26 protein-coding genes are annotated in these 23,055 nt (G+C 36.0%); 24 read left to right on the top strand and 2 right to left on the bottom strand.

The window, feature by feature from the left end; genetic code table 11:
• Window positions 1-28: 28 nt before the first annotated feature.
• From bioD to SAUT_RS08315, 20 genes are all read left to right on the top strand, one after another.
• A complete protein-coding gene (gene bioD / locus SAUT_RS08405; protein WP_013327459.1) occupies window positions 29-676 on the top strand; it encodes a dethiobiotin synthase in 648 nt (215 codons plus the stop codon).
• 21 nt (window positions 677-697) lie between these two features.
• Window positions 698-1,567 carry an aspartate carbamoyltransferase catalytic subunit gene (locus tag SAUT_RS08400; protein ID WP_013327458.1) on the top strand — a complete coding sequence of 290 codons (870 nt, stop codon included), beginning with the start codon at window positions 698-700 and terminating at the stop codon, window positions 1,565-1,567.
• Between the two features lie 2 nt (window positions 1,568-1,569).
• Complete coding sequence (locus SAUT_RS08395) at window positions 1,570-2,508, top strand: aminodeoxychorismate synthase component I (RefSeq protein WP_013327457.1); 939 nt, start codon at window positions 1,570-1,572, stop codon at window positions 2,506-2,508.
• Between the two features lie 61 nt (window positions 2,509-2,569).
• Window positions 2,570-2,764 carry a hypothetical protein gene (locus tag SAUT_RS11290; protein WP_148218520.1) on the top strand — a complete coding sequence of 65 codons (195 nt, stop codon included), beginning with the start codon at window positions 2,570-2,572 and terminating at the stop codon, window positions 2,762-2,764.
• A 92-nt stretch (window positions 2,765-2,856) separates the two neighbouring features.
• On the top strand, window positions 2,857-3,135 hold the full coding sequence (locus SAUT_RS11095; RefSeq protein WP_049765268.1) for a sensor histidine kinase: 279 nt from the start codon (window positions 2,857-2,859) through the stop codon (window positions 3,133-3,135).
• Between the two features lie 48 nt (window positions 3,136-3,183).
• Complete coding sequence (locus SAUT_RS08385) at window positions 3,184-4,164, top strand: transaldolase (RefSeq protein WP_013327456.1); 981 nt, start codon at window positions 3,184-3,186, stop codon at window positions 4,162-4,164.
• Window positions 4,161-5,351 carry a type IV pilus twitching motility protein PilT gene (locus SAUT_RS08380; protein WP_013327455.1) on the top strand — a complete coding sequence of 397 codons (1,191 nt, stop codon included), beginning with the start codon at window positions 4,161-4,163 and terminating at the stop codon, window positions 5,349-5,351. Before SAUT_RS08385 ends, SAUT_RS08380 begins: the two co-directional genes overlap by 4 nt.
• Before the next feature lie 56 nt (window positions 5,352-5,407).
• Window positions 5,408-5,944 carry a 50S ribosomal protein L25/general stress protein Ctc gene (locus SAUT_RS08375; protein WP_013327454.1) on the top strand — a complete coding sequence of 179 codons (537 nt, stop codon included), beginning with the start codon at window positions 5,408-5,410 and terminating at the stop codon, window positions 5,942-5,944.
• A gap of 8 nt (window positions 5,945-5,952) precedes the next feature.
• Complete coding sequence (gene pth, locus SAUT_RS08370; RefSeq protein WP_013327453.1) at window positions 5,953-6,507, top strand: aminoacyl-tRNA hydrolase; 555 nt, start codon at window positions 5,953-5,955, stop codon at window positions 6,505-6,507.
• A complete protein-coding gene (locus tag SAUT_RS08365; protein ID WP_013327452.1) occupies window positions 6,501-7,577 on the top strand; it encodes an LptF/LptG family permease in 1,077 nt (358 codons plus the stop codon). Before pth ends, SAUT_RS08365 begins: the two co-directional genes overlap by 7 nt.
• Window positions 7,578-7,630: 53 nt before the next feature.
• Complete coding sequence (gene lysA, locus SAUT_RS08360; protein ID WP_013327451.1) at window positions 7,631-8,842, top strand: diaminopimelate decarboxylase; 1,212 nt, start codon at window positions 7,631-7,633, stop codon at window positions 8,840-8,842.
• Between the two features lies 1 nt (window position 8,843).
• A complete protein-coding gene (locus SAUT_RS08355; protein ID WP_013327450.1) occupies window positions 8,844-9,632 on the top strand; it encodes an HAD-IIA family hydrolase in 789 nt (262 codons plus the stop codon).
• Complete coding sequence (gene pheA, locus SAUT_RS08350) at window positions 9,632-10,714, top strand: prephenate dehydratase (RefSeq protein ID WP_013327449.1); 1,083 nt, start codon at window positions 9,632-9,634, stop codon at window positions 10,712-10,714. The genes SAUT_RS08355 and pheA overlap by 1 nt, the downstream gene beginning before the upstream one ends.
• Complete coding sequence (gene hisC / locus SAUT_RS08345; protein ID WP_013327448.1) at window positions 10,711-11,805, top strand: histidinol-phosphate transaminase; 1,095 nt, start codon at window positions 10,711-10,713, stop codon at window positions 11,803-11,805. The genes pheA and hisC overlap by 4 nt, the downstream gene beginning before the upstream one ends.
• Before the next feature lie 19 nt (window positions 11,806-11,824).
• Window positions 11,825-13,534, top strand: a complete 1,710-nt coding sequence (fliF, locus tag SAUT_RS08340) for a flagellar basal-body MS-ring/collar protein FliF (RefSeq protein ID WP_013327447.1) — start codon at window positions 11,825-11,827, stop codon at window positions 13,532-13,534.
• Window positions 13,535-13,536: 2 nt separating this feature from the next.
• Window positions 13,537-14,565 (top strand): flagellar motor switch protein FliG, encoded by a 1,029-nt coding sequence (gene fliG, locus SAUT_RS08335; RefSeq protein WP_013327446.1) that lies wholly within the window; start codon window positions 13,537-13,539, stop codon window positions 14,563-14,565.
• A 4-nt stretch (window positions 14,566-14,569) separates the two neighbouring features.
• Window positions 14,570-15,349: a flagellar assembly protein FliH gene (fliH, locus tag SAUT_RS08330; protein ID WP_013327445.1), complete on the top strand. Its 780-nt coding sequence runs from the start codon at window positions 14,570-14,572 to the stop codon at window positions 15,347-15,349.
• A 1-nt stretch (window position 15,350) separates the two neighbouring features.
• On the top strand, window positions 15,351-17,174 hold the full coding sequence (gene dxs / locus SAUT_RS08325) for a 1-deoxy-D-xylulose-5-phosphate synthase (protein WP_041675508.1): 1,824 nt from the start codon (window positions 15,351-15,353) through the stop codon (window positions 17,172-17,174).
• 73 nt (window positions 17,175-17,247) lie between these two features.
• Entirely contained in the window at window positions 17,248-17,682 is a 435-nt protein-coding gene (locus tag SAUT_RS08320) for a DUF4395 domain-containing protein (protein ID WP_013327443.1), read from the top strand.
• Window positions 17,682-18,086 (top strand): RrF2 family transcriptional regulator, encoded by a 405-nt coding sequence (locus SAUT_RS08315; RefSeq protein ID WP_013327442.1) that lies wholly within the window; start codon window positions 17,682-17,684, stop codon window positions 18,084-18,086. Before SAUT_RS08320 ends, SAUT_RS08315 begins: the two co-directional genes overlap by 1 nt.
• Here the strand turns inward: SAUT_RS08315 and pgeF are convergent.
• Window positions 18,083-18,805, bottom strand: coding sequence for a peptidoglycan editing factor PgeF (gene pgeF, locus SAUT_RS08310; protein WP_013327441.1), 723 nt, complete (start codon window positions 18,803-18,805; stop codon window positions 18,083-18,085). The genes SAUT_RS08315 and pgeF overlap by 4 nt on opposite strands.
• Window positions 18,806-18,978: 173 nt before the next feature.
• On the opposite strand from pgeF, the gene ovoA reads away from it, so the two are divergent.
• Genes ovoA through SAUT_RS08290 form a run of 4 tightly spaced genes read left to right on the top strand, consistent with a single transcriptional unit; the run spans window position 18,979 to window position 22,883 of the window.
• A complete protein-coding gene (ovoA, locus tag SAUT_RS08305) occupies window positions 18,979-21,063 on the top strand; it encodes a 5-histidylcysteine sulfoxide synthase (protein WP_013327440.1) in 2,085 nt (694 codons plus the stop codon).
• Entirely contained in the window at window positions 21,048-22,244 is a 1,197-nt protein-coding gene (locus tag SAUT_RS08300) for a pyridoxal phosphate-dependent aminotransferase (RefSeq protein WP_013327439.1), read from the top strand. Before ovoA ends, SAUT_RS08300 begins: the two co-directional genes overlap by 16 nt.
• Complete coding sequence (locus tag SAUT_RS08295) at window positions 22,237-22,458, top strand: hypothetical protein (RefSeq protein WP_013327438.1); 222 nt, start codon at window positions 22,237-22,239, stop codon at window positions 22,456-22,458. Before SAUT_RS08300 ends, SAUT_RS08295 begins: the two co-directional genes overlap by 8 nt.
• Window positions 22,458-22,883, top strand: coding sequence for a pyridoxamine 5'-phosphate oxidase family protein (locus tag SAUT_RS08290; protein ID WP_013327437.1), 426 nt, complete (start codon window positions 22,458-22,460; stop codon window positions 22,881-22,883). The genes SAUT_RS08295 and SAUT_RS08290 overlap by 1 nt, the downstream gene beginning before the upstream one ends.
• Here SAUT_RS08290 and SAUT_RS11180 read toward each other — a convergent pair.
• Window positions 22,858-23,031 (bottom strand): uracil-DNA glycosylase, encoded by a 174-nt coding sequence (locus SAUT_RS11180; RefSeq protein ID WP_083778310.1) that lies wholly within the window; start codon window positions 23,029-23,031, stop codon window positions 22,858-22,860. The two genes, SAUT_RS08290 and SAUT_RS11180, sit on opposite strands and share 26 nt — an antisense overlap.
• Window positions 23,032-23,055: the final 24 nt, after the last annotated feature.

The raw sequence follows: 23,055 nt of genomic DNA, 5'->3' as shown, positions 1-23,055 counted from the left end.
TAAACAGATTCAATAAAAAAGAGAACCCTTGGCTAAACGTATATTTATTACAGCTACAAATACCGATATTGGTAAAACATATACAACTAAACTGCTTTTAAAATCATATGCTTCGCGTGGTTTGCGTGTTGGTGTGATAAAGCCTGTTGAAACTGGTGTTATTGATGGGTTTTGTCCTGATGGAAGTGAACTTTTGAGTTTGGTTCAAGAATTAAATCCGGAGTTTAAAGATATAAGTGTTGAAGATATTGTACCAATTACATATGAACTTCCGGCTGCACCTTTTGTGGCTTCAAATGCTAAGCCACTTGATATAAATATCTTACATGTAGCGATGCAAAAACTTGAAAAGCTTTGTGATGTATTGATTATTGAGGGAGCGGGCGGATTGTATGTACCTGTGGATGAAAAGTATATGATGATAGATTTGATAGAGGAGTTTGAAGCGTGTGCTCTGCTGGTCACACATTGTTCTTTGGGCTGTATTAATGATACGCTTCTAAGTAAAAAAGCCTTGGAAGATAAAAATATTCCCCATATCGTAGGCTTTAACTGTAAAAAAGAGGATAGTAGTTTTATATATGTAAGTGAGCCATATTTTTTACAAAGTGGTTTTGAGGTCTTAAAAATTACAGATGATATTGACACTCTGAGTCAACTCTTGTATAATTTGTAAATTAAATACCTTAGGATAAATATGCAGCATTTAATAAGAACTGATGATTTTACCAAAGAAGAGATAAAAGAGTTATTGGCAGATGCCAAAAAATTCAGCGACGGCCGTTTTGAAAGAATTTTACAAGATAAAATTATTATCACGCTTTTTTTTGAAAACTCTACACGTACAAAGAGCTCTTTTGAAATTGCCGCAAAAAGACTCGGTGCCGAAATAGTGCATCTTGATGTTGCAAAAAGTTCTACAAAAAAAGGAGAGACACTCGTTGATACGGCAATGAACCTTGATGCTATGGGACCGCATGCCATAGTTGTACGTCATGAAAATGCCGGAGTACCTCAAATTCTTTCCAAACATACAAAGGCAAGCATAGTCAATGCTGGTGACGGTGCACATGCGCATCCTTCTCAGGCACTTTTAGATTTATATACACTTACAGAGCATTTCGGATCACTTGAAGGTAAGAAAATTGCCATTGTGGGAGATATTAAAAATTCCCGTGTTGCAAATTCAAATATAGAGCTTTTAACACGTTTTGGCATGGAAGTTATTTTAGTGGCACCGCCGCATTTCTTACCAAAAACCCTTCTGAAAACTACACACTATTTAAAAGAAATTATTGATGATGTAGATGCGATTATGAGTCTGCGTACGCAAACAGAACGACACTCATCACAAAGTTATGCTTCACTCAAAGATTATGCAAGTGATTTTTGTATAACAGAAGAACTTGTGGGTGATCGAGATATTATACTGCTCCATCCAGGACCAGTTCACAGAAACATAGATATAAGCGATGCCATGCTAGAAGATGAGCGTTGTAAAGTATTGGAACAAGTCAGTAATGGAGTAAATATAAGAATGGCGATACTTAAAAAACTGATTGCCTAAATATGAGTTTTGAGCAAATAAATATTTTAGCAAAACAGAAAAAGCCTTTTTTGTTTATCAGTGATTTTAAAGGACAAAGGGTTGAAGTTGTTTTGCTTGAAGATTTACAAGAGGCAGACATAGAATTTTGTATTAATGAGAAGTATACTTACATACAACATCCCCATACACTACAGACAGTGCCTATAAATTTTACAGAGTATAAAAAAAAATTCGATGCCGTTATTGAAAAAATCAAAGCAGGCGAGACTTATATTCTAAATCTTACACAAAAAACACCTGTGCAGACAGAACTCTCTTTAAAAGAGATGTTTAAAATGGCAAACGCCCATTATAAACTTCGCTACAAAGATGAATTTGTCTGCTTTTCTCCTGAAAAATTTATACAGATTTCTAACAATACTATACATACTTTTCCTATGAAAGGGACTATTGATGCCTCATGCCCGAATGCACAAGAAAAAATTTTAGCAGATGAAAAAGAGATGGCAGAGCATATAATGATAGTGGATTTGCTAAGAAATGATTTATCTATGGTCGCATCACATGTGAAAGTAGAAAAATTTCGTTATCTGCAGAGTATAGAAGCTGGAGAAAAAAAACTTTTGCAGGTCAGCTCACATATTAGCGGTATTCTACATGGTAATTGGCAGGATGAATTGGGTACACTTTTGCGTACTTTGCTTCCAGCAGGCAGTATCAGCGGTGCTCCAAAAAAAAGTACTGTTAATATCATTGAGAATGTTGAAGGATATAAGCGAGGATTTTTCAGCGGAGTTTTCGGTATTTTTGATGGGAATAGTCTAGACAGCGGTGTAATGATACGTTTTATAGAAAAATCTGCCGATGGATATGTTTACAAAAGTGGTGGAGGTATTACTTTGGACAGTGATGTAAAACGTGAATATGAAGAATTACAGGATAAAATATATTTACCATGAAAAATAAAAATTTAGAAAATTTTTTACAAGCGGCTGGACTTTTAGTGAAGATGAAAGTGATTTGAAAAATAAGTTTCAAATGATGAATATCGCTTTTGTACTCTCAAGTACCGGATTACTCTTTGGTATTACCGCAAATATTTTAAGAGATACGCCGACATTGATACCGATTGAGGTTTTTTTATTACTGGCAAATATGGTCTTAATCTTTATTTTAGAAAGGACAAAAATGCCGTTCTCTGGGTTGCTATTTTAGTATTTTTCCTGATGGTAGCCCCTTTGCAGTCCTTTATACATGCGCATTATTCGCTTTTTTAGGTTACATATATCTATTTTTATCAAAAAAGAATGGATGAGGCAAAAAGTTTGATAGTTGAGCAAAAAAATATGCTAAAAGAACAAGTTGAACAACTTTCACATAAAGATAAAATCCTGACAACTCAGTCTAAGCAGGCTGTTATGGGCGAAATGATTAGTATGATAGCACACCAATGGAGACAGCCGCTCTCAACCGTAACATTAAATATTTCAAATCTACAGGTGAAGCGTCTGTTGGGTGAAGAGATTCAAGATACTGAGTTTGATAAAACTTTTGAAGATATTAACAATACCATAATTTCAGATTGATTGGGTTATAATAGATTCAAAATAAATTAAAAAAGAGCAGGAATTGGAATGTATATAGAAGATTTGAAGTTTTCGTTGTGGGCTGATTTTATCGAAAGAGATTATTTAGATAAAGAATTTAAAGAATTGATAGAGAATGGAATAATCAATGGGGCCACTTCAAATCCAGCTATCTTTAAAAATGCAATCTTAAACTCTCCTGCGTATAAAACACAACTTAAATCACTTGATGGGCTTTCTCCAAAAGAAAAATATGAGGCTGTAGCAATTTACGATATACAAAAAGCTGCAGATATTTTAAAACCACTGTATGAAAGAGGGGATGACGGATATGTGAGTATTGAAGTTGATCCTTTTTTATGTGATGATACGCAGGCAACTGTAGCAGAAGGTAAAAGACTTTTTAAAGCAATAAACAGACAAAATGTTATGATAAAAGTTCCTGCTACAGAAGCAGGCTATGGTGCCATGAAAGAACTGACGGCTGTGGGAATTCCGGTGAATGCAACGCTGATTTTTAAAAAATCTCAAGCAATATACTGTGCAGAGGCTTTTAGAAAAGGTATAGAAGTTTATGGAAAAAGCGTTGATACTGTGATAAGTATTTTTGTCAGCAGAATTGACCGTGCACTTGATGCAATGCTTGAGGCAAACGGAATTCAAACAGCACTAACAGGAATATACAATACCTCTGTTATATATGAAGAAATTCAAAGTATGAATGTACAAGGCTGTAGAGCACTTTTTGCAAGTACCGGTGTAAAAGATAATTCGCTGCCGCCTTATTACTATGTTGAAAAGCTTTTGGCTTATAACAGTGTAAATACTGCCCCTGTTGATACTATTAAAGCTTTTCATGCACATGGTACAGATAAAAAAGCCTTGCCGATTGACAAAAATATTATAAAGGATCATTTTGTACAGATAGAAGAGACTGGTATTAAAATAGATGAAGTACTGCAAAAGCAGATAGATGAGGGAGTAGAAGCCTTTAAAGAAGCATTTAAAGAGATATTGGAGGCATTATGACTACACAGGTGGATGTCAGCAGATTAACGTTTGAACAATTAAAAAAAGTACGGGTGCATCTTAAAAAGATGATTGAAGTCGGTGGCAGTGACTTACATGTAAAGGCCAACTCTGTAATGAGAGCAAGAATCAACGGAAATATTGTACAGTTTTCTGGAGGTATTTTTTCTAAAGAAGATGCATTAACATTTGCCAAAGAATTATTAAAAGGGCGTTTTGGTGAATTTGTCGAAAAAAAAGAACTTGACCTTGTTTACCCATATGATGAGAATAGCCGTTTTCGTGTAAATATTTTCTTTCAAATGGATGGAGTATCAGCGGTATTTCGTGTTATTCCTGTTAAAATTCCCTCTTTTGAAGAACTTCATTTGCCTGATATCGTAAAAAGTTTCACGCAAAGAGAGAGAGGATTGGTACTTGTTACCGGTGTTACAGGTAGTGGTAAATCTACAACGCTTGCGGCGCTTATAAATGAAATCAATTACAATAAAAAGAAACATATTATTACAATTGAAGATCCGATTGAATTTGTGCATAAAGACAGAAACTGCATAGTTAATCAACGATCTGTCGGACAAGATACACTCTCCTTTGGTAGTGCCCTTCGTGCCGCACTTCGGGAGGATCCTGATATTATTTTGGTTGGAGAAATGAGGGATCAAGAAACAATCAACTTGGCACTTCATGCTGCAGATACCGGTCACCTTGTCTTTTCAACGCTCCATACGCTAGATGCGAAAGAGACTATTAACCGTATTATTGCACAGTTTCCCACAGATGAGCAAAACCGTGTACGTCTCTCACTTGCAGGTGTCTTACAGGGGGTAATATCTCAAAGACTGATTCCAACTATTGATGGCAAGCGTCGTGTTGCTCTTGAAGTTTTAGTGCGTACTCCGACAATTGAAAAGTTGATTATGGAAAATAGGGATTATGAAATTCGTGATGCTATTGAAGCCGGAAAAGAACATTATAAATCACAAAGTTTTGACCAGGCTATTTTAGATTTATATGATGAGGGCATCATTTCTAAGGAACAGGCACTTGAAAATGCAACGAGTGCCTCAGATTTGGAACTGAAAATGAATGGACTTATGAGTGGAAAAGTATCAGAGATGCTGGAAGAGAGTATAGAAAAAAATATTAATATTTCTACTGATGATGATGATGTTTTCGATTTAAAGTAAAGTTTAATGCATAAACAGGTATAATTTCAGCCATTTTAAAAAATAAAGGACTTCATATGTTAGAAGGTATAGTTAGAGAGAGTATTGGCAAAAAGGGCACAAAAGCACTTCGCCGTGATGGTTATCTAATTGCGAATATTTACGGAAAAGGGCTTGAGAATATCAATGCTGCATTTAAAGAAAATGAGTATATCCGTACTGTTCGTAATAAGGACACATTAGCATTTCCAGTTTCAATTAACGGAAATGAAATGAATGTTGTTGTTCAATCATATGAGTCTCACCCAGTTACAGGGAAACTTTTACACGTAGATTTAATGGTAGCACAACCGGGTGTTGTAACTCACTATATGGTTCCTGTTGAACCTGTAGGTGAAGCTATCGGTGTAAAAAATAAAGGTCTTGTAAATGTTTCTAAGAGACGTTTAAGAGTAAAAGCTAAGATAGAAGATTTACCAAAAACAATTGTTATCGATGTAACAGATATGGACGTTGGTGATGCTAAACTTATTCGCGATATTGATGCGTCTGAAAATGTTAAATTTACAGATGCTGACCGTGTTGCTGTATTAAGTATTATTAAAGCTAAGTAGTAACAAATATGCTTATAGTTGGGCTGGGAAACCCTGGATCCGACTATGAGAATACACGCCATAATATCGGCTTTATGGTTGTAGATGAACTTATTCGTCGTCATAATGCCGTAAAACTTTCTTCTTCATCATTCCAAGGTGAACTTTATAAATTCCAAAATCATTTTTTATTAAAACCATTGACTTATATGAACCTCTCGGGAGAATCTGTTATAAAAGTAAAACAATTCTATAAACTTGAAGATGTTGTTGTAATACATGATGATTTAGACCTGTCTTTTGGCGCATTGCGTTTTAAAAAAGGTGGTGGACATGGTGGACATAACGGTTTAAAGTCAATAGACTCTAAAATATCTCGTGAATATATCAGAGTAAGAATGGGCATTGGTAAACCTGAACATAAAGGCGAAATCGCCTCTTATGTGCTTAGCCCATTTAATCAAACTGAACAAAAATGTCTCCAAGAATGGATAAACAAAAGTTGTGATGCAGTGGAATTTTTATTGACAAATTCACTCGAAGATACGAGCTCAAAGTATTCTCAAAAGGCTATGGTATGCTAGCTTTTAAATATATATCTTTGCATTATATAAAATATTTTTTGATTATATTAACAGCCTTGGTTTTGTTTGTTGTCGGTTTTGATTATATGGGAAGTGCAGAGGAATTGTCAAAGTCATCGGCAAACCTTATTTTAATTTATTTGGTGTATAAGTCATTTTCAGCAATTGATATTTTACTTCCTGTAGCACTTGTATTTGCCATGATATCTACAAAAATATATCTCATTCGATCAAATGCACTTGTTTCATTTTTCTCTTTAGGTTATTCAAGAGTAGATGTACTGCGTCCATTTGTATTTGTATCAACTGCTGTGATTATACTTTTTATTGCACTACATGCCTGGTCAAATTTCGCCCGATCAGAAGAATTTTCTAGAAATATAAAAAAGAATGCACAATACCTAAGCCCTACAAGAGATCTTTTTTTTGCTTACAAGGGCAAGTATATATACTTTTCAAAACTCCTTCCTTTGCAGGAGAGTGCAAAAAATATTCGTGTATTCAGTGTTGAAAATGAGTCTTTAAAAGAGGTCGTGGTTGCCAAGTCTGCAAGATATATAGATAATTATTGGTTTATTAAGCGAGCTGACATCATCACCAAACCTGATGATTTATCCCTTGTATCACCCGGCATAACAGTCACAAAGGCAAAGGACTTGAGAATTTTAGAAGGTTTTCGTCCTAAAATGCTTGACCAGGTATATGAAGGCAAGGTGAATTTTACAATTAAAGACGCTGTTGATGCTATACGTCTGCTGGATAAACAAAACATCAATACGGATAATATCAAAGCAGCATTGTATAAAATATTTATTTATCCATTTTTTGTTCCTTGTCTTATAGTCATTATATTTTTCTTTGTACCTATGAGTGTACGTTTTTTGAATGTTTCCCTTTTTACCTTCGGCGCAATTTTAGCTACTTTACTTACCTGGGGAATTCTTTTTTTCCTTATAAAACTTGCAAATAATAAAGTTATATCGAGTGAAATAGGTATAATTGTCCCGGTTGTCATACTTGCTGTTTTGGCCTTCTTGCAGTGGCATAGGCACAGATCCTCTACATCTTAGGCACTTATAAGCACATTTTGGGTAAAATCATCTAAAAAAGATTTGGAATTTTTATGGTTGATTTTAAAGCATTGGCAAAAGAGTATGGTACACCGTTATATGTGTATGATTTTGATTATATGTCAGAACAATATACAGAGTTAAAAGAGGCTTTTAAAGGCCGTAAGTCTATTATAGCTTATGCTGTTAAAGCAAACTCAAATTTGAGTGTGGTTAGACATTTTGCAAAAATGGGAAGCGGTGCTGATTGTGTTTCTATCGGTGAAGTGCGCCGCGCATTTTTAGCAGGTATTCCTGCTTATAAAATTATATTTTCGGGTGTTGGTAAAAGTGATGACGAAATTCGCGAAGCGATAGAAAAAGATATTTTATATATTAATGTTGAGAGTGAAGCAGAACTGCAGCGTGTTGAATCAATCGCAGAGGAGCTTGGTAGACCTTCTCGTATCAGTATCAGGGTCAATCCGAACATTGACCCTCAAACTCATCCTTATATTTCAACAGGCTTGCATGACAATAAATTTGGCGTTGATCTCTCAACTGCAAAGCGTATGTATATTCAGGCCAAGAACTCTGAACACCTTGACCCTGTAGGGATTCATTTTCATATTGGCTCACAACTTACACAACTACAGCCAATCAGAGAAGCTGCTGAAATAGTAGCGGACTTAATTCGTTCACTGCAGGCTATTGATATAGAATTGAAGTTTTTTGATGTCGGTGGCGGGCTTGGCGTTAAATATGGCAACGAAGAGACGATAAAACCGTATGATTATGCTCAGGCGATTTTAAGCACACTTACAGCACTCGATTTGACTATTCTTTGTGAACCGGGCAGATTTTTAACAGCAAATGCAGGCTATTTTGTTACAAAAGTGTTGTACGAAAAACAAAATGGAGATAAAAAATTCGTGGTAGTTGACGGGGCAATGAATGATTTACTTCGACCTTCTCTTTATAATGCCTACCATAAAATAGAAGCGATTACAGATAATAATGGCAAGACAAGAGAAGTTGATATTGTTGGCCCTGTATGTGAAAGCGGTGATTTTTTTGCTAAAAATTACCCATTACCGGAGCTTAATAGAAATGACTTGCTCGTTATTCACAGTGCAGGGGCATACGGCTTCGGTATGGGAAGTAATTATAATACCCGCGGCAGAAGTGCGGAAGTAGCAGTACAAAACGGCAAAGCAAGGCTCATTCGCAAACGCGAATGTTTTGAAGACCTTATTTGTTTAGAACAAGAATTTTTAGTAGACTAAAATGTATTTTATAGATGTTCAGGGCACTCTTATCAGCGATGAAGACAAATCTCCTATAGAGGGGAGCAGAGAGTTTATAAACAAACTTAATACTGAGCATATACCGTACATGGTAATTACCAACAATACAAAAAAAGCATCGCAGGATTTTTTAGCATATCTCAACTCGATAGATTTTGATTTTGATGCAGGTAAATATCTTGACCCTTTAATGCTTTTAGAATCACATGTTTCAAAAGAGGCTGTTGCTGCATATGGAGCAGAAGAATTTTTACAAACACTGCAAAAAATGGGATACAAGCTAGATTATACAAACCCTAAAACAGTGCTCATAGCTATAAAAGAGAATTTCACTGCCGATGAATATGCACAGATGATAGATTTTCTACTCTCAGGCGCAAAGTTAGTGGGTATGCATGAAACATCTATTTATGCAAAAAACAATAAACGCTACCCCGGTGTCGGAGCGATTTTAAAAATGCTTGAATTTGCAACAAGCAGTGCTTATGATGTTGTGGGTAAACCGAGTCAAGTATTTTACAAAGAAGCCCTTGAAAGACTCAAAAAACAAAACCCTTATGCTCAGTTTTGTGATATAACAATTATAAGTGATGATGTCAAAGGAGATTTGGGCGGAGCAAAAGAGCTTGGAATGCAGACGATTTTTGTGACAAGCGGAAAGTATAAAAGTGCTGATGAAATCGTGCCTTTTTTAGAGGAAAATCTCAAACCCGATTTTATATATAAAAATATGCAAGATATTTTAATTCGACATAAGATGGAGAAGTAATGAAAACTTTGGATGACTGTAGAGTAGCAATAGATGAAATAGATAATGAGATGCTTAAACTCCTTAATAAGCGTATGAAAGTCGTTGAAAGAGTCGGGGAAATTAAAAAAGATACAGGCGGAGCTATCTATAGACCAGAGAGAGAAAAAGCCATTATTGACAGACTTGTTACTCTAAATAAAGAAGAAGGCGGACTTTTAAATCAAAGCGCTATAGAGGCAATATTTTTAGAAATTTTTGCAGTTGCAAGAAATTTGGAATTGCCTGAACGTATCGCATACCTAGGACCTGAGGGGAGCTTCACCCATCAAGCGGCAGAGAGCCGTTTTGGGGCTATGAGTGATTATCTTTCGTTAAACTCTATTGCTTCGGTATTTAAAACACTTGAAGCAGGTCGTGCGAAATTCGGTGTTGTACCAATTGAAAATTCTCGTGACGGTATTGTTGGAGAAACACTTGATTTACTTGCCAAAAGTTCGGTCAAAATCGTTGCAGAACTTTATATGCCTATTCATATGTCTTTTGCTACAAAAGCGGAAAAACTTGAAAATATTACGAAAATATACTCAAAAGACAAAGGCTTTGGACAGTGTCGTGAATTTTTAAGCGAGCATGGTCTTGTTAATGTTGAATTGATTCCTGTAGAATCGACTGCAAAAGCTGCAATACTCGCAGCACGTGAACCAAATTCAGCTGCAATTTGCTCACATATTGCCGCAAAACTCTATGGTGTTCCTACCATGTTTGAAAACATAGAAGATGCTATAGACAACACAACACGCTTTGTCATTTTAAGTGATTTTAAAAACGCTATAAGTAAAGATGATAAGACTTCAATATTAGTACGCTTAAACGATGCCGTCGAGGCGGGTTCTTTGGTGCATTTTTTACAGGACTTTGACAAAGAAAAAATAAATCTCTCAAAAATAGAATCACGTCCTTCAAAAGATAAAGGCGGATTCGGTTACTGGTTCTATATAGACTTTTATGGTCATATAGATGAACAAAGAATTCAAAAAGTAATACAAAAACATAAAGATGAAGTCACATGGCTTGGAAGTTACGTAAAGGGTGAAGATTGAAATTTAACAAAAAATTAGAAAGCATTAATACTTATGAAGCAGGTAAGCCAATAGAGCTTGTAGTACGGGAATTTGGTATAGAGCCAAAAGACATTGTAAAACTTGCTTCAAATGAAAATCCTTACGGATGCTCACCAAAAGTGCAAAATGCAGTTGCAAAGATTATACCAAATATGGCGCTTTACCCTGATGACAGCATGACGAAGCTCAAAAGTGCATTAACAGGTAAGTACGCTATTGAAAATGAAAATCTCATTATCGGTAGCGGCAGTGATCAGGTTATAGAGTTTATTATGCATGCAAAAGCTGATGAAAATTCTAAAATACTGATTAACAGTGTTACTTTTGCAATGTATGAGATATATGCAAAACATGTTGGTGCCCAGATTATTAGAACTGCATCACAAGAACACGATTTAGATGAATTTTATGAACTCTATAAAAAAGAAAATCCGGATATTATTTTTTTGTGTACGCCGAATAATCCGACGGGCGATGCTATAGATGCGCAGGCAATGATGGAATTTTTAGAAAAAATTGATAAGGATACTTTGGTTGTTGTAGATTGTGCCTATATGGAATATGGTGCTTATAAAGATGCAAGTAAAAAAGTTATTCCAAAAGAGTTATTGAACAAATTTGAAAATGTTATTTATTTGGGTACTTTTTCAAAGGCTTATGGCCTTGGTGGTATGCGTGTGGGTTATGGTATTTCGCAGAAAAATATCATAAAAGAACTTTATAAATTAAGACCGCCGTTTAATATTACAACATTGTCGCTTGAAGCTGCAAGCGTTGCTCTTGAAGATGAAGAATTTGTAAATAATTGTATCGCTTTAAATTTTGATGAGATGAAACGTTATGAAGAGTTTGCAAACGAGAAAAAAATAGATATAATAGAGAGTTATACAAATTTTGTTACTTTATGTCTAAATGAAACGCAAAATTCAACGAAACTTTCTGATGCTTTATTGCGACAAGGAATGATTGTGAGAGATTTAAGTAGTTACGGTATGAACGCAATTCGTGTAACTGTCGGAACAAAAGAACAAAACAGCCGTTTTTTTGAACTTGCATCAGCATTAATATAAAATTTAAGATGGGAAGTTAATGGATTTTAAGGTACTTTTTTCACAGCTGTCAGTATTGTATGCAAAACTGACAAAACAGCAAAAAATTATTATAGCAGCCGCTGTTGTCGGTATTGTTGCTTTTTTAATATTTTTAGTTGTTTTTACTGCTAAAAAAACTTCAGGCAGTGCATATGAAGTACTTTTTGATGCTTTAACACCGGCAGATGCTGCAAAAGTGGTAGAGCAGCTTGAAAAAGACAATATTACTTATAAAATTGAAGCAAATAATGTTATAAAAGTACCGCGTGACGTTGTTTATAAAGAGAGAATTTCAATAGCCTCTTTGGGCATACCAAAAAACAGCGGTGTTGGTTTTGAGCTTTTTGACAAGCAGGAGTTCGGTGCAACGAGTTTTGATCAAAAAATTAAACATCTTCGTGCCTTAGAAGGGGAACTTTCCCGTACTATCACTGCACTTTCTCCTGTTGAGAAAGCAACAGTAAGCCTTGCTCTTCCAAAAGACACACTCTTTGTATCAAAACAGGTTGATCCTACGGCTTCTGTAATGGTGCAGCTCGCTGATGGGAGAATGCTTACGCCTAAGCAAATAAGAGGTATTAAAAACCTTGTATCTGCAGCCGTACCAAAATTAAAATCTTCAAATGTGATGTTGATTGACAGCGACGGCGTGACACTTGGCGATAATGATGAAATGGCACAGATGAGTGAACTTTCTGTTGTACAGCAAAAGTATAAAATCAAAGAAGAGAAAAAAAGACAAGAAAAAATTATTGATGTTATCGCACCATTTGTGGGTGGAAAAGACAAAGTCGTGGCACAGGTAACTATAGAATTTGATTTTTCACAGAAAAACTCTACTTCCGAAAAATATGATCCTGAAAATGTTGTACGAAGTGAACAGGTGAATGAAGAAAAAAGAGAAGGCAGTTCGCCAAAAGAAGTTGGAGGAGTGCCAGGAACTGTGAGTAATATCGGTCCTGTACAGGGACTTGCATCAAATAAAACAGTAGAAAAATATTCAAAAAATTCGGGTACTACTAATTATGAAGTAGGAAAAACTGTCAGTACTACAAAAAGCCAGTTTGCGAGAATTAAAAGGATAACGGCTGCTGTTGTAGTCGATGGTAAATATAAAACAAAAGTAGATAAAGACGGAAATCCTACTGAAGAAATGGAGTATGTACCACTAGACGATGCGGATATTAATGCATTAACATCTCTGGCTAGCCGTTCTATAGGTATTGATCCTAATAGGGGGGATCAAATCAGTGTGCAAAACTTGCAGTTTGAGCGAGCATTAACAAATAAAGGCGTGCAAGGCGTGAACCAGGCTATCATATTTAGCGAAACATATTTAGCACCATTTTCAGGCCTGTTTAAGTACTTGTTTGTACTTATATTATTGTTTATTCTGTATAAAAAAGTTATTGCACCGTTTGCAGACAAGATGCTTGAAATTTCAAAAGAAGATGAAGAACTTGTAGCTCCGTCATTGGAAATAGAAGAGGAAGAAGGTGAAGATTTGGTTGAAAAAGTACAGACAATGCGTAAAAAAGTTGAAGATCAACTGGGTATGAGCAGTAACTTTAATGAAGATGACCTAAAACATGAAGTTATTTTGGAAAAAGTAAGAACAATGGCAGAAGATACACCAGAAGAGGTGGCATCTTTACTAGAAGCACTTTTGAGTGAAGAATCTGAAATTCCTAGCAGAGAGAGGAGATAAACATGTCTACTTTAACGCAGCAACAACAAGCAGCACTTGATGAAATGAGTATGGCAGAAAAAATTGCCATACTTTTACTGCAGTTAGGTGAAGACGCGACTGCAGCCATATTTTCTCATATGGGTGTTGAAGCTATTACTGAAATCTCTAAATATATTGCAGCAAATAAAACAATAGATAAAGCAATGGCAACTGCCGTTTTAGAAGAATTTCATGCAATTTTTCAATCGGGTCAATATATGACATCAGGCGGTATGGAATATGCCAGAGAGTTGTTGTATAGAACACTTGGTCCGGAAGAGGCAAAAAAAGTTTTAGATAAACTCTCCAAAAGTATGCAAAATACACAAAACTTTGCATATCTATCAAAAATCAAGCCGCAACAGCTCTCAGACTTTATTATCAATGAGCATCCGCAGACTATTGCGCTTATTTTGGCACATATGGATCCGACCGAAGCGGCAGATACACTGCAGTATTTTCCGGATGACTTGCGAAGTGAAGTAGCTATGCGTATGGCAAAACTCGGAGATATTTCTCCTTCAGTAATCAAAAGAGTCTCAGCAGTGTTAGAGTCAAAACTTGAATCTCTTGCATCTTACAAAGTTGAAGTGGGTGGAACACGTGCCGTTGCAGATATATTTAACCGTCTTGGTGCGAAAAATTCAAAAGCTACATTGGCAAATATTGAACAGGTTGATGAAGAATTGGCAACACAAATTAAAGAGATGATGTTTACATTTGAAGATATGGTTTCTCTTGATAAAAACTCTATTGCAGAAGTATTAAAAGCTGTGGACAAAGCAGAACTTATGCTGGCACTTAAGTCTGCTCCTGAAGAGTTAAAAGAGAAGTTCTTCTCTGCAATGAGTGAGCGTGCTCGCGAAGCATTTGAAGAAGAGATGCAGTTCCTTGGGGCTGTGAAAATGAAAGATGTAGAAGCTGCTCAGAGAAAAATTGTTGAACTTGTAAATCAGTTGGCTGAATCTGGAGCTATTCAGATGGGTTCAACTGAAGAGATGATAGAGTAAGCAAATGGCAACGATAATATCTAGCAACGCAGTTGATGAACATAATGTGCATAAATATAGTTTCAAAGTTATAGCCATGGGGTTAAATGAACAACAAAAGAGTGAAGAAAAAGTTTTTACAGCAGATGACAACCCAAAAGCCAGAGTCTCAGATGTTGATTCTAGTGCATTAAGTACGAGTTCCAAAGACTCTCTTATTGAATCTTTGATGAAAAAGACGGATGAAATGTCATCAAACTTTATAAAACTGCAAATGAAACTTGAAGCCAAAGAAGAAGAGTTTCAAGAAGAGTTGAAAAAAGTACAAGAAGAGGCTTTTGATGAAGGTCTTAAAGCAGGAGAGGCAAAAGCGCGTGAAGAAATTGACAAAGCGCTTAACAACAAGCTAGAGCTTTTAACGACTTCCATACAAAAACTTGAAGAGAGTGCCGGTGAGTTTGAAAAAGCTTTAGAAGGTGTAAAAAGTGAACTACTTAATGCTGCATTGGATATTGCCAAAGAGGTCATACAAATTGAAGTGAGTGAAAATTCAGTCCAAGTGGCTAAAACATTAAGTGATGAGTTAATGAAAGAGCTGCAAAGTGCTTCAAAGATAACATTGAAAGTCAATCCAAAAGATCATAGTGCGATAGTTGAACATTTAGGGAAACTTGAACATGTAGAGGTTCTTCCTGACAGTGCAGTAAGTGAAGGCGGTGTCATTGCATTAAGTGATGCAGGAAATATAGATGCACAAATATCAAAAAGATTTGAACGAGTGAAAAAGGCAGCGTTGAGTGGATAGAATAAATGTAAAAGAAAAAAATATTAAAGAGCTTGAGGCTTTAAGTGATGAGATAAGAAAAAGAATTTTAGAGGTTGTAAGTAAAAACGGCGGACATCTAAGCTCTACGCTTGGTGCTACAGAGATAATTGTGGCAATGCACAAGGTATTTGATTCTCAGAAAGATCCTTTTATTTTTGATGTGTCACATCAGGCATATGCACATAAACTCCTTACCGGAAGATGGGAGGAGTTTGATACACTTAGACAATTTAACGGTATATGCGGCTATACAAAACCAAGTGAAAGTACTGATGATTATTTTGTAGCGGGGCATAGTTCGACTTCTATATCGCTAGGTGTCGGTGCTGCAAAAGCAATTGCGCTTAAAGGAGAACAGGATGAAAGAATCCCTGTTGTCCTTATCGGTGACGGTTCTATGACAGCGGGTATGGTATATGAAGCGTTAAATGAACTTGGCGATAGAAAATACCCAATGGTAATAATCCTTAATGACAATGAAATGAGTATTGCAAAGCCGATTGGTGCCATAAGTAGAATGCTCAGTTCTGCTATGGCTTCTCCTTTTTATCAAAGATTTAAGAAAAATACTGAAAGTTTTGTTGATAATTTCGGTGAAGGTGCCAGATATATTGCTAAGCGTATGGAAGAATCGTTAAAACTGGTAACGCCGGGGATGCTTTTTGAAGAGATGGGCATTAACTATATTGGTCCGGTTGACGGGCATAACATTGCACAGCTTGTAGATATCATGCAAACAGCTAGAAAACTCAATAAACCTGTAATTATTCATGCACAGACTCTCAAGGGAAAAGGCTATGAAATAGCAGAAGGCAAAGAAGAGAAATGGCACGGTGTCGGTCCTTTTGATTTATCGAGTGGGAATTCTGCTAAAAAAGCTGCAAACAAGAGTGCTACGCAGATATATACGGAGTCACTGCTTGCTTTATGTGAAAAAAATGAGAAGATTGTAGGTGTGACGGCAGCTATGCCCAGCGGTACAGGCTTAAGTGAACTTATAGAAAAATATCCGACGCGATTTTGGGATGTGGCAATTGCAGAACAGCATGCTGTTACTTCTATGGCAGCACTTGCAAAAGAAGGATTTAAGCCTTTTTGCACGATTTATTCGACTTTTTTACAGCGTGCTTATGATCAAGTCATCCATGATACCTGCATAATGGATCTGCCGGTGGTTTTTGCCCTTGACCGTGCAGGTATAGTGGGTGAAGACGGTGAGACGCATCAGGGTGTATTTGATGTAAGCTATTTAAGAGCCATCCCGAATATGACTCTTTTTGCACCAAGAGATGAAAAAAGTTTTCACCAGGCAATGGGATTTGCGGCAAAGTATGAACATCCCTGCTCACTGCGGTATCCGCGAGGCTCTTTTATAGAGACAGATCTTCCTGAATCTGCACCTTTTGAACTTGCAAAATCACAACTGCTCCAAACTGCGAAGAGTGATATACTGCTTATTGGATACGGAAACGGTGTAGGACGAGCGTATGAGACATCGAAATACTTGGATGAAGATGTAACTATTTTAGATTTGCGTTTTGTAAAACCGCTTGATGAAGAGATGCTTAAAGAATTGTCAAAAAAATACAAAAAATGGTTTGTATTTTCTGACACGGCAAAACTAGGCGGTGTTGCCTCTGCACTTTTAGAGTTTTTAGCCAAAGAAAATATTTTGGATATTTCTGTAGTCTCTTTTGAGTATGAGGACGAATTTATAACCCATGGAAATACAAAAGTTGTAGAAGAATCTTTACAGCTTCTGCCTGAGCAGCTTGCCCAAAGAATAAAAGCGTATAATCCTTAGTAACCTGCTGTGTTTACTTGACATTTCTTTACTCCTTGTAGTATTATTACAATACTTAATACAAGGAGTCGGCATGAGTCAAAAATCCTGTCCCGTTTCATTTATAAAGATTGATGCTAATATTGTAAGAATAAATGCATTTTACATTTTACTGCTTGTGAGTCTTTATCTAATGACATTCAATAAATTTATTATACTTTTTTTAATAGCGGATTTTTCCATAAGACTTTTTGTAAGTAAAAGTTACAGTCCTTTATATTTTATATCTTCAAGAACAAAAGAGCTCTTACATGTAAAGAGCAAGCTTGAAGATAATGCACCCAAGACATTAGCAACGTACTTTGGTTTTTTATTTTTAGTTTTGATTTTGTTGTTTGACTTGTTACATGCAGAGACTCTTTTTTATATAACAAGTGCCATACTTTTAGTATGTTTGTTCTTGGAACTTGCATTTGATTACTGTATGGGCTGTAAAATATATTACCTGTATAAAAGGTTTGTTGTCTGATGGTCGGTGTTTCTACGAAAAGTCTCTACGGTGTTGCAGCAATGCATGCCCTGTATAACTCTCCAAGAAATAAACTGATGCAGATTAAAGAGATAGCCGCAGTTACACAAATATCACACGGCTATCTTGAACAGATTCTCTCAACTTTAAAAAAACACGGCTTCGTAATAAGTGTAAGAGGGGCAAACGGCGGATATAAATTGGCATCCGATGCTTCTAAAATTATAGTTTTGGATGTTGTTGAAGCTTTGGAGGGGGAACTTTTCACTGTTTCTCAAAATGTGGGTGCGAGTGTGGTTTTAGATTCATTTTGGAAGGATATTCAAGAGAAAGTCAGAGCAGTTTTTAATATAAAATTATCTGAACTTGACCGTGCTTATGCGACATATTTTTACGAGATTTAAAGCATTATAACACCGGCAAATCTTCCCGTGTTGTTATTTTTTCTGTAGGAATAAAATGTATCTGCATGGCAGCAGTTACAAAGAGAAGATATTTCAATATTTTTCTCTTCTATGCCCATTACATGTAACTGTTCTCGCAAAATTGCTTTAATGTCCAAATAGAATTTTTCATCTTTTTTTTCAACAGCATAATCAAGTTTAAGTTCTTTTGCCTCTTGATAAATCTCATCATCGACTTCATAACAGTTTTGACAAATAGCAGGACCTATGCTTACTATAATATCTTTTGGCACAGAGTAAAAATCGTTTGTAAAACTCTTTATAACATTTTGAATAATGTTTCCAAAGGCTCCCGCTTTGCCTGCATGTACTGCTGCGATGACATTTTGTACAGGGTCAAAAAAGAGCAGAGGGGAGCAGTCTGCTACCATAACCATAAGAGGGATATGTTTTTTATTTGTTATCACTGCATCACAGGTTAGAGGGTTGTCAAAATTATCATTTTTATCAACTATTTTTACAATATTTGAGTGGATTTGTTTCATATGAACGAGTGTTCTATAATCATACTTGAGCTCTTTTGCCAACTGTATATGATTTTGTATTACATTCTTTTTTATATCATTGACATGAAAAGCCAGGTTGTTACTTTCCTTACATGTAAAGGCATGTGTCAGCTCTGGATAGTTGTTTAATAATTTACTTTGATAAAATTTCATATAATGATTATAACATAAGGTGTTGTGATTACTAGTGGCCGTCATTTTAGCTTTGTAATTCCGAGGACGAATCCTCCCTTCGGTCTGAGCCTCTCCATTATAAAGCTAAAAAGACTATTAACTAGATTCAATGAGCATTAGTAAAAAAGGAAATAATATTGAGTAAATTAAGTATGTACCCCGTAACACTCGACGGTCAAAGTATTGCAAAAAAACGTGAAGAGATACGCGCGTATTTTCATAATACGTTTGATTTGTTTGAAAAAGTATTTGAACTCTTAAAAGATGAGAGTGTATTTTATAAAAAGAGTGAACCGACTCGTCATCCGATGATATTTTATTTCGGGCATACGGCGACTTTTTTTGTGAACAAACTTATCAACATGAAGATAATTAATGAGAGGATAAACCCTGAATTTGAATCTATCTTTGCCGTGGGCGTGGATGAAATGAGCTGGGATGACATGCAAGAAGGTCATTATAAATGGCCTGAGGTTTCAGAAGTTAGAGCTTACCGAAATGCTGTGCGTACACTTGTTGATGAGCTGATTATTCATTTGGATTTTACACTACCGATACGGGATGACTCTTCTATGTGGATTATACTGATGAGCATTGAACATGAGCGTATTCATATTGAAACTTCACTTGTTCTGCATCGTCAAATGCCAATCGAGTTTATAAAAGAGGTTCCTGAATTTAATTTATGTAAGCATTCTTCAGATGCCCCTCAAAATGAAATGATAGCAATCAGCGGCGGCGAAGTTACATTGGGAAAAGATAAAACACATAACCTATACGGATGGGATAATGAATATGGGGATTATAGTGAGGTTGTAGAAGATTATCAGGTTTCCAAATATCTAGTAAGCAATGGCGAATTTATGGAGTTTGTCAATGAAAGCGGCTATGAGAGAGAAGAATTCTGGGACGAAGAAGGATTGGAGTTTTTAAAAAAATCTCAAGTAAAATATCCGCATTTCTGGGTAAAAGAAGAGACAACTTTTAAATACCGGGCATTGAGTAAAATTATAGATATGCCACTGGATTGGCCCGTGGATGTGAATGCTTTAGAAGCGGAAGCGTTTTGCAGGTATAAGAGCCGAAAAGAGAGCCGTCATTATACGCTGCCGAGTGAAGCCGAATATGAACTTGTGTACCAGCACTCAAATCTTAAAGATGTTCCCGAGCTCCATGAAAGTCGGGCAAATATTAATTTTTATCATTATGCCTCATCCTGTCCTGTAGATGAGTTTAGCTTCAATGGAATTTATGATGTGATAGGGAACGTCTGGCAGTGGAGCCGAACTCCTATACGGGGGTTTAAAGGCTTTGAGGCGCATGAAGCCTATGATGACTTTTCAATTCCTACTTTTGATGAGAAGCATGCCCTCATATTAGGCTCTTCGTGGGCAAGCAGCGGGAATTTGATAATGAAACATTCTCGGTATGCCTTTAGAAAACATTTTTTTCAAAATGCCGGATTTCGATACGTTATTACAACAAACACACAGCACAAAAGTGAAGATATTTATGAAACGGATGAACTCATCTCGCAGTATTGTGAGTTTCAATACGGTGACACACATTTCGGTGTTGAAAATTTTGCAGTCTCATGTGCAAAAATTGCTGATAAATATGCACATAACAAAACAAAAGCACTGGATTTAGGCTGTGCAACAGGGAGAGCGAGTTATGAGCTTGCAAAAACTTTTGACGAAGTTGAGGGGTTAGACTTCTCTGTGCGTTTTGTCAGTGTCGGTTCTAAATTAAAAGAAGAGGGGTATATTGCCTTTAGTTCAAAAGAAGAGGGTGAGCTCACTGTCAATAAAAAAGTAAGCCTGCAGGATTTAGGGTATGAAAAGTTGGCGCATAAAGTCTCTTTTTGGCAGGGCGATGCTTGTAATTTAAAACCGAATTTTAATTCTTATGATCTTATAATGGCGACAAATCTCATTGACAGACTCTACAACCCGAGACTTTTTTTAGATACAGTGGATGCAAGGCTCAATGATGATGGCATTTTGATGCTAACATCTCCATATACATGGCAGGAAAGCTCTACGAAAAAAGAGTTTTGGCTCGGCGGTTACAAAGATGGAAACGGCAATGAGGTAAAAACAATTGAGTGTTTAAAAAGTATTTTAGATGCAAAATTTGACCTGTTACATGTAGAAGACTTAGAGTTTGTTATAAAAGAGACGGCAAGAAAATATCAGCATACTATTTCACAGGTGAGTGTATGGAAAAAGCGCTAACATACAGCTTTACAACAGCAAGTGAACGTGAGGGAACAAATGCGGAAAAGTATACTTTAAGAGAAGAACTTTTTGGTACACAAGATGTTCTGCCGGTATGGGTGGCAGATATGGATATAGACACGCCGCAATGTGTTTTAGATGCTGTCAAAAAAAGACTCCAACATCCTGTAATGGGGTATGAAGAAGTACCCAAGTCGGCATTTATGGCGCAGATTGAGTGGATGAAAAAAGAGCATGACATTGATTTTAATTTAGAAGATATGCTCTATTCTCATTCTGTTGTGGCATCCATGCATACGTGCATAGAAGCTTTTACAAAAGAGGGTGAGGGTGTGATTGTGCAAACACCTGTTTATCCGCCATTTTTTCACAGTATTTTAAAACTTAACAGAAAACTTGTAAAAAATTCTCTTAAACTTGATTCTGAGGGAAAATATAGTTTCGATATAGAAGATTTTAAAGCAAAAATCAATGAAAATACTAAACTTCTACTTCTATGCTCGCCTCACAATCCGGTTGGAAGAGTATGGCGCAAAGAGGAATTGGAAGAAATATTGGCAATCTGTTTGGAGCATAATATTGTTGTTTTTGCAGATGAAATACACTCAGATTTAGTTTATAAACCTAACAAGCATATAGCTTTTGCTTCGCTAAGTCAAAAAGCAAAGGAGATCACTGTGACAGCGCTTGGTGTAGGAAAAACTTTTAATATGGCAGGCTTTGCAATGAGCAGTGTTGCTATACAGAATAAAGAACTTAAAGAGCAATTTAAAAAAGCATATGACAGAGTACATTTCGCCCAAGGTTCATCACTTTCTCATGTTGCTTTTGAAACTGCCTACAAAGAAGGAAAAGAGTGGCTTGAAGCATTAAAAAGTCATTTATACAATAATTATTTACTCCTCGAAGCAGTCGCAAAAAAATATCCGCAGTTTATTAAAATAACACCAATTGAAGCAACCTATTTGGCATGGATTGATTGTCGCAGTATGGGTTTAAAAGACAAAAAGTTACGCGCTTTTTTTATCAATGAAGCAAAACTCGGGCTCAATCCTGGGATTAGTTTTGGCAGAGAAGGCAGCGGTTTTATGCGCTTGAATTTTGCTGTTAGCTCTGCTAAAATGACAGAGATAGTTCAACGACTTGAAAGTGCATTACAAAGGAGACAGATTGGCTGATATAAATTGGACTGAATATAAAGAGTATAAAAAATATACTACAAAAAAAGACAACTTTGAAATACTACTGGATTTTATAAAGAGTTATTATAATATGACAAGTCCTTTTGATATATTTGACATGCTTGATGACGATGAAACTGCAAAAATGATGCTAAATAAACGTAAAATTAGGGATGCAGAAAAATTAGAAAGTTTCATGTACAAACATTAATGAGTAAAGATTTAGCAAAAATATCAACTTTTATTGCCAAGCATCATGTGATGAGTTTGGCAACAACAGATACGAAAAAACCTAATGTTTGCAGCCTGTTTTATGCATATGATGAGTCTAAGCTTTCTTTTGTGGTGGCAAGCAGTGTTGATACTTTACATGTAAAAAATATATTACAAAATTCTGCAGTTGCCGGAAATATTTTTCTCGAAACACAAGAGATAGGAAAAATTGAGGGATTGCAGTTTGAGGGAACAATGACACTGCTCAATGAGAGTAATTTAAAAAAATTCTATTTTAAAAGATTTCCATATGCGTTGGCGATGATGCCAAAACTATGGCAGATAAAAGTTGATTATTTTAAACTAACTGATAACAGACTGGGTTTTGGAAAAAAAATTATTTACTCATCTGCTTTGGCTTAAACAAAGAGCATTCAGCTCCGCTGCTGTTAAAAACGACTATAGAAGGAATTTGTGCTGACTTGAATCCGTAAGCCTTACACCCATGCGGTTTGGATGCTTCCCATGTTACATAATAATAGTCACATTTTCTACAATTAATTCTTTTCATAAATCTCTCTTTTTAAGTAAGTAA

This window comes from Sulfurimonas autotrophica DSM 16294, assembly GCF_000147355.1.
Lineage (GTDB): Bacteria > Campylobacterota > Campylobacteria > Campylobacterales > Sulfurimonadaceae > Sulfurimonas > Sulfurimonas autotrophica.
This window is presented reverse-complemented; position numbering and strand designations above follow the sequence as displayed.

What these genes read in the sequence shown, in the direction of transcription:
- SAUT_RS08400 (WP_013327458.1), top strand. Translation starts at nt 698, where the DNA reads ATGCAGCATTTAATAAGAACTGATGATTTTACCAAAGAAGAGATAAAA.
- SAUT_RS08395 (WP_013327457.1), top strand. Translation starts at nt 1,570, where the DNA reads ATGAGTTTTGAGCAAATAAATATTTTAGCAAAACAGAAAAAGCCTTTT.
- SAUT_RS11095 (WP_049765268.1), top strand. Translation starts at nt 2,857, where the DNA reads ATGGATGAGGCAAAAAGTTTGATAGTTGAGCAAAAAAATATGCTAAAA.
- SAUT_RS08385 (WP_013327456.1), top strand. Translation starts at nt 3,184, where the DNA reads ATGTATATAGAAGATTTGAAGTTTTCGTTGTGGGCTGATTTTATCGAA.
- SAUT_RS08380 (WP_013327455.1), top strand. Translation starts at nt 4,161, where the DNA reads ATGACTACACAGGTGGATGTCAGCAGATTAACGTTTGAACAATTAAAA.
- SAUT_RS08375 (WP_013327454.1), top strand. Translation starts at nt 5,408, where the DNA reads ATGTTAGAAGGTATAGTTAGAGAGAGTATTGGCAAAAAGGGCACAAAA.
- pth (WP_013327453.1), top strand. Translation starts at nt 5,953, where the DNA reads ATGCTTATAGTTGGGCTGGGAAACCCTGGATCCGACTATGAGAATACA.
- SAUT_RS08365 (WP_013327452.1), top strand. Translation starts at nt 6,501, where the DNA reads ATGCTAGCTTTTAAATATATATCTTTGCATTATATAAAATATTTTTTG.
- lysA (WP_013327451.1), top strand. Translation starts at nt 7,631, where the DNA reads ATGGTTGATTTTAAAGCATTGGCAAAAGAGTATGGTACACCGTTATAT.
- SAUT_RS08355 (WP_013327450.1), top strand. Translation starts at nt 8,844, where the DNA reads ATGTATTTTATAGATGTTCAGGGCACTCTTATCAGCGATGAAGACAAA.
- pheA (WP_013327449.1), top strand. Translation starts at nt 9,632, where the DNA reads ATGAAAACTTTGGATGACTGTAGAGTAGCAATAGATGAAATAGATAAT.
- fliF (WP_013327447.1), top strand. Translation starts at nt 11,825, where the DNA reads ATGGATTTTAAGGTACTTTTTTCACAGCTGTCAGTATTGTATGCAAAA.
- fliG (WP_013327446.1), top strand. Translation starts at nt 13,537, where the DNA reads ATGTCTACTTTAACGCAGCAACAACAAGCAGCACTTGATGAAATGAGT.
- fliH (WP_013327445.1), top strand. Translation starts at nt 14,570, where the DNA reads ATGGCAACGATAATATCTAGCAACGCAGTTGATGAACATAATGTGCAT.
- SAUT_RS08320 (WP_013327443.1), top strand. Translation starts at nt 17,248, where the DNA reads ATGAGTCAAAAATCCTGTCCCGTTTCATTTATAAAGATTGATGCTAAT.
- SAUT_RS08315 (WP_013327442.1), top strand. Translation starts at nt 17,682, where the DNA reads ATGGTCGGTGTTTCTACGAAAAGTCTCTACGGTGTTGCAGCAATGCAT.
- pgeF (WP_013327441.1), bottom strand. Translation starts at nt 18,805, where the DNA reads ATGAAATTTTATCAAAGTAAATTATTAAACAACTATCCAGAGCTGACA.
- ovoA (WP_013327440.1), top strand. Translation starts at nt 18,979, where the DNA reads ATGTACCCCGTAACACTCGACGGTCAAAGTATTGCAAAAAAACGTGAA.
- SAUT_RS08300 (WP_013327439.1), top strand. Translation starts at nt 21,048, where the DNA reads ATGGAAAAAGCGCTAACATACAGCTTTACAACAGCAAGTGAACGTGAG.
- SAUT_RS08290 (WP_013327437.1), top strand. Translation starts at nt 22,458, where the DNA reads ATGAGTAAAGATTTAGCAAAAATATCAACTTTTATTGCCAAGCATCAT.
- SAUT_RS11180 (WP_083778310.1), bottom strand. Translation starts at nt 23,031, where the DNA reads ATGAAAAGAATTAATTGTAGAAAATGTGACTATTATTATGTAACATGG.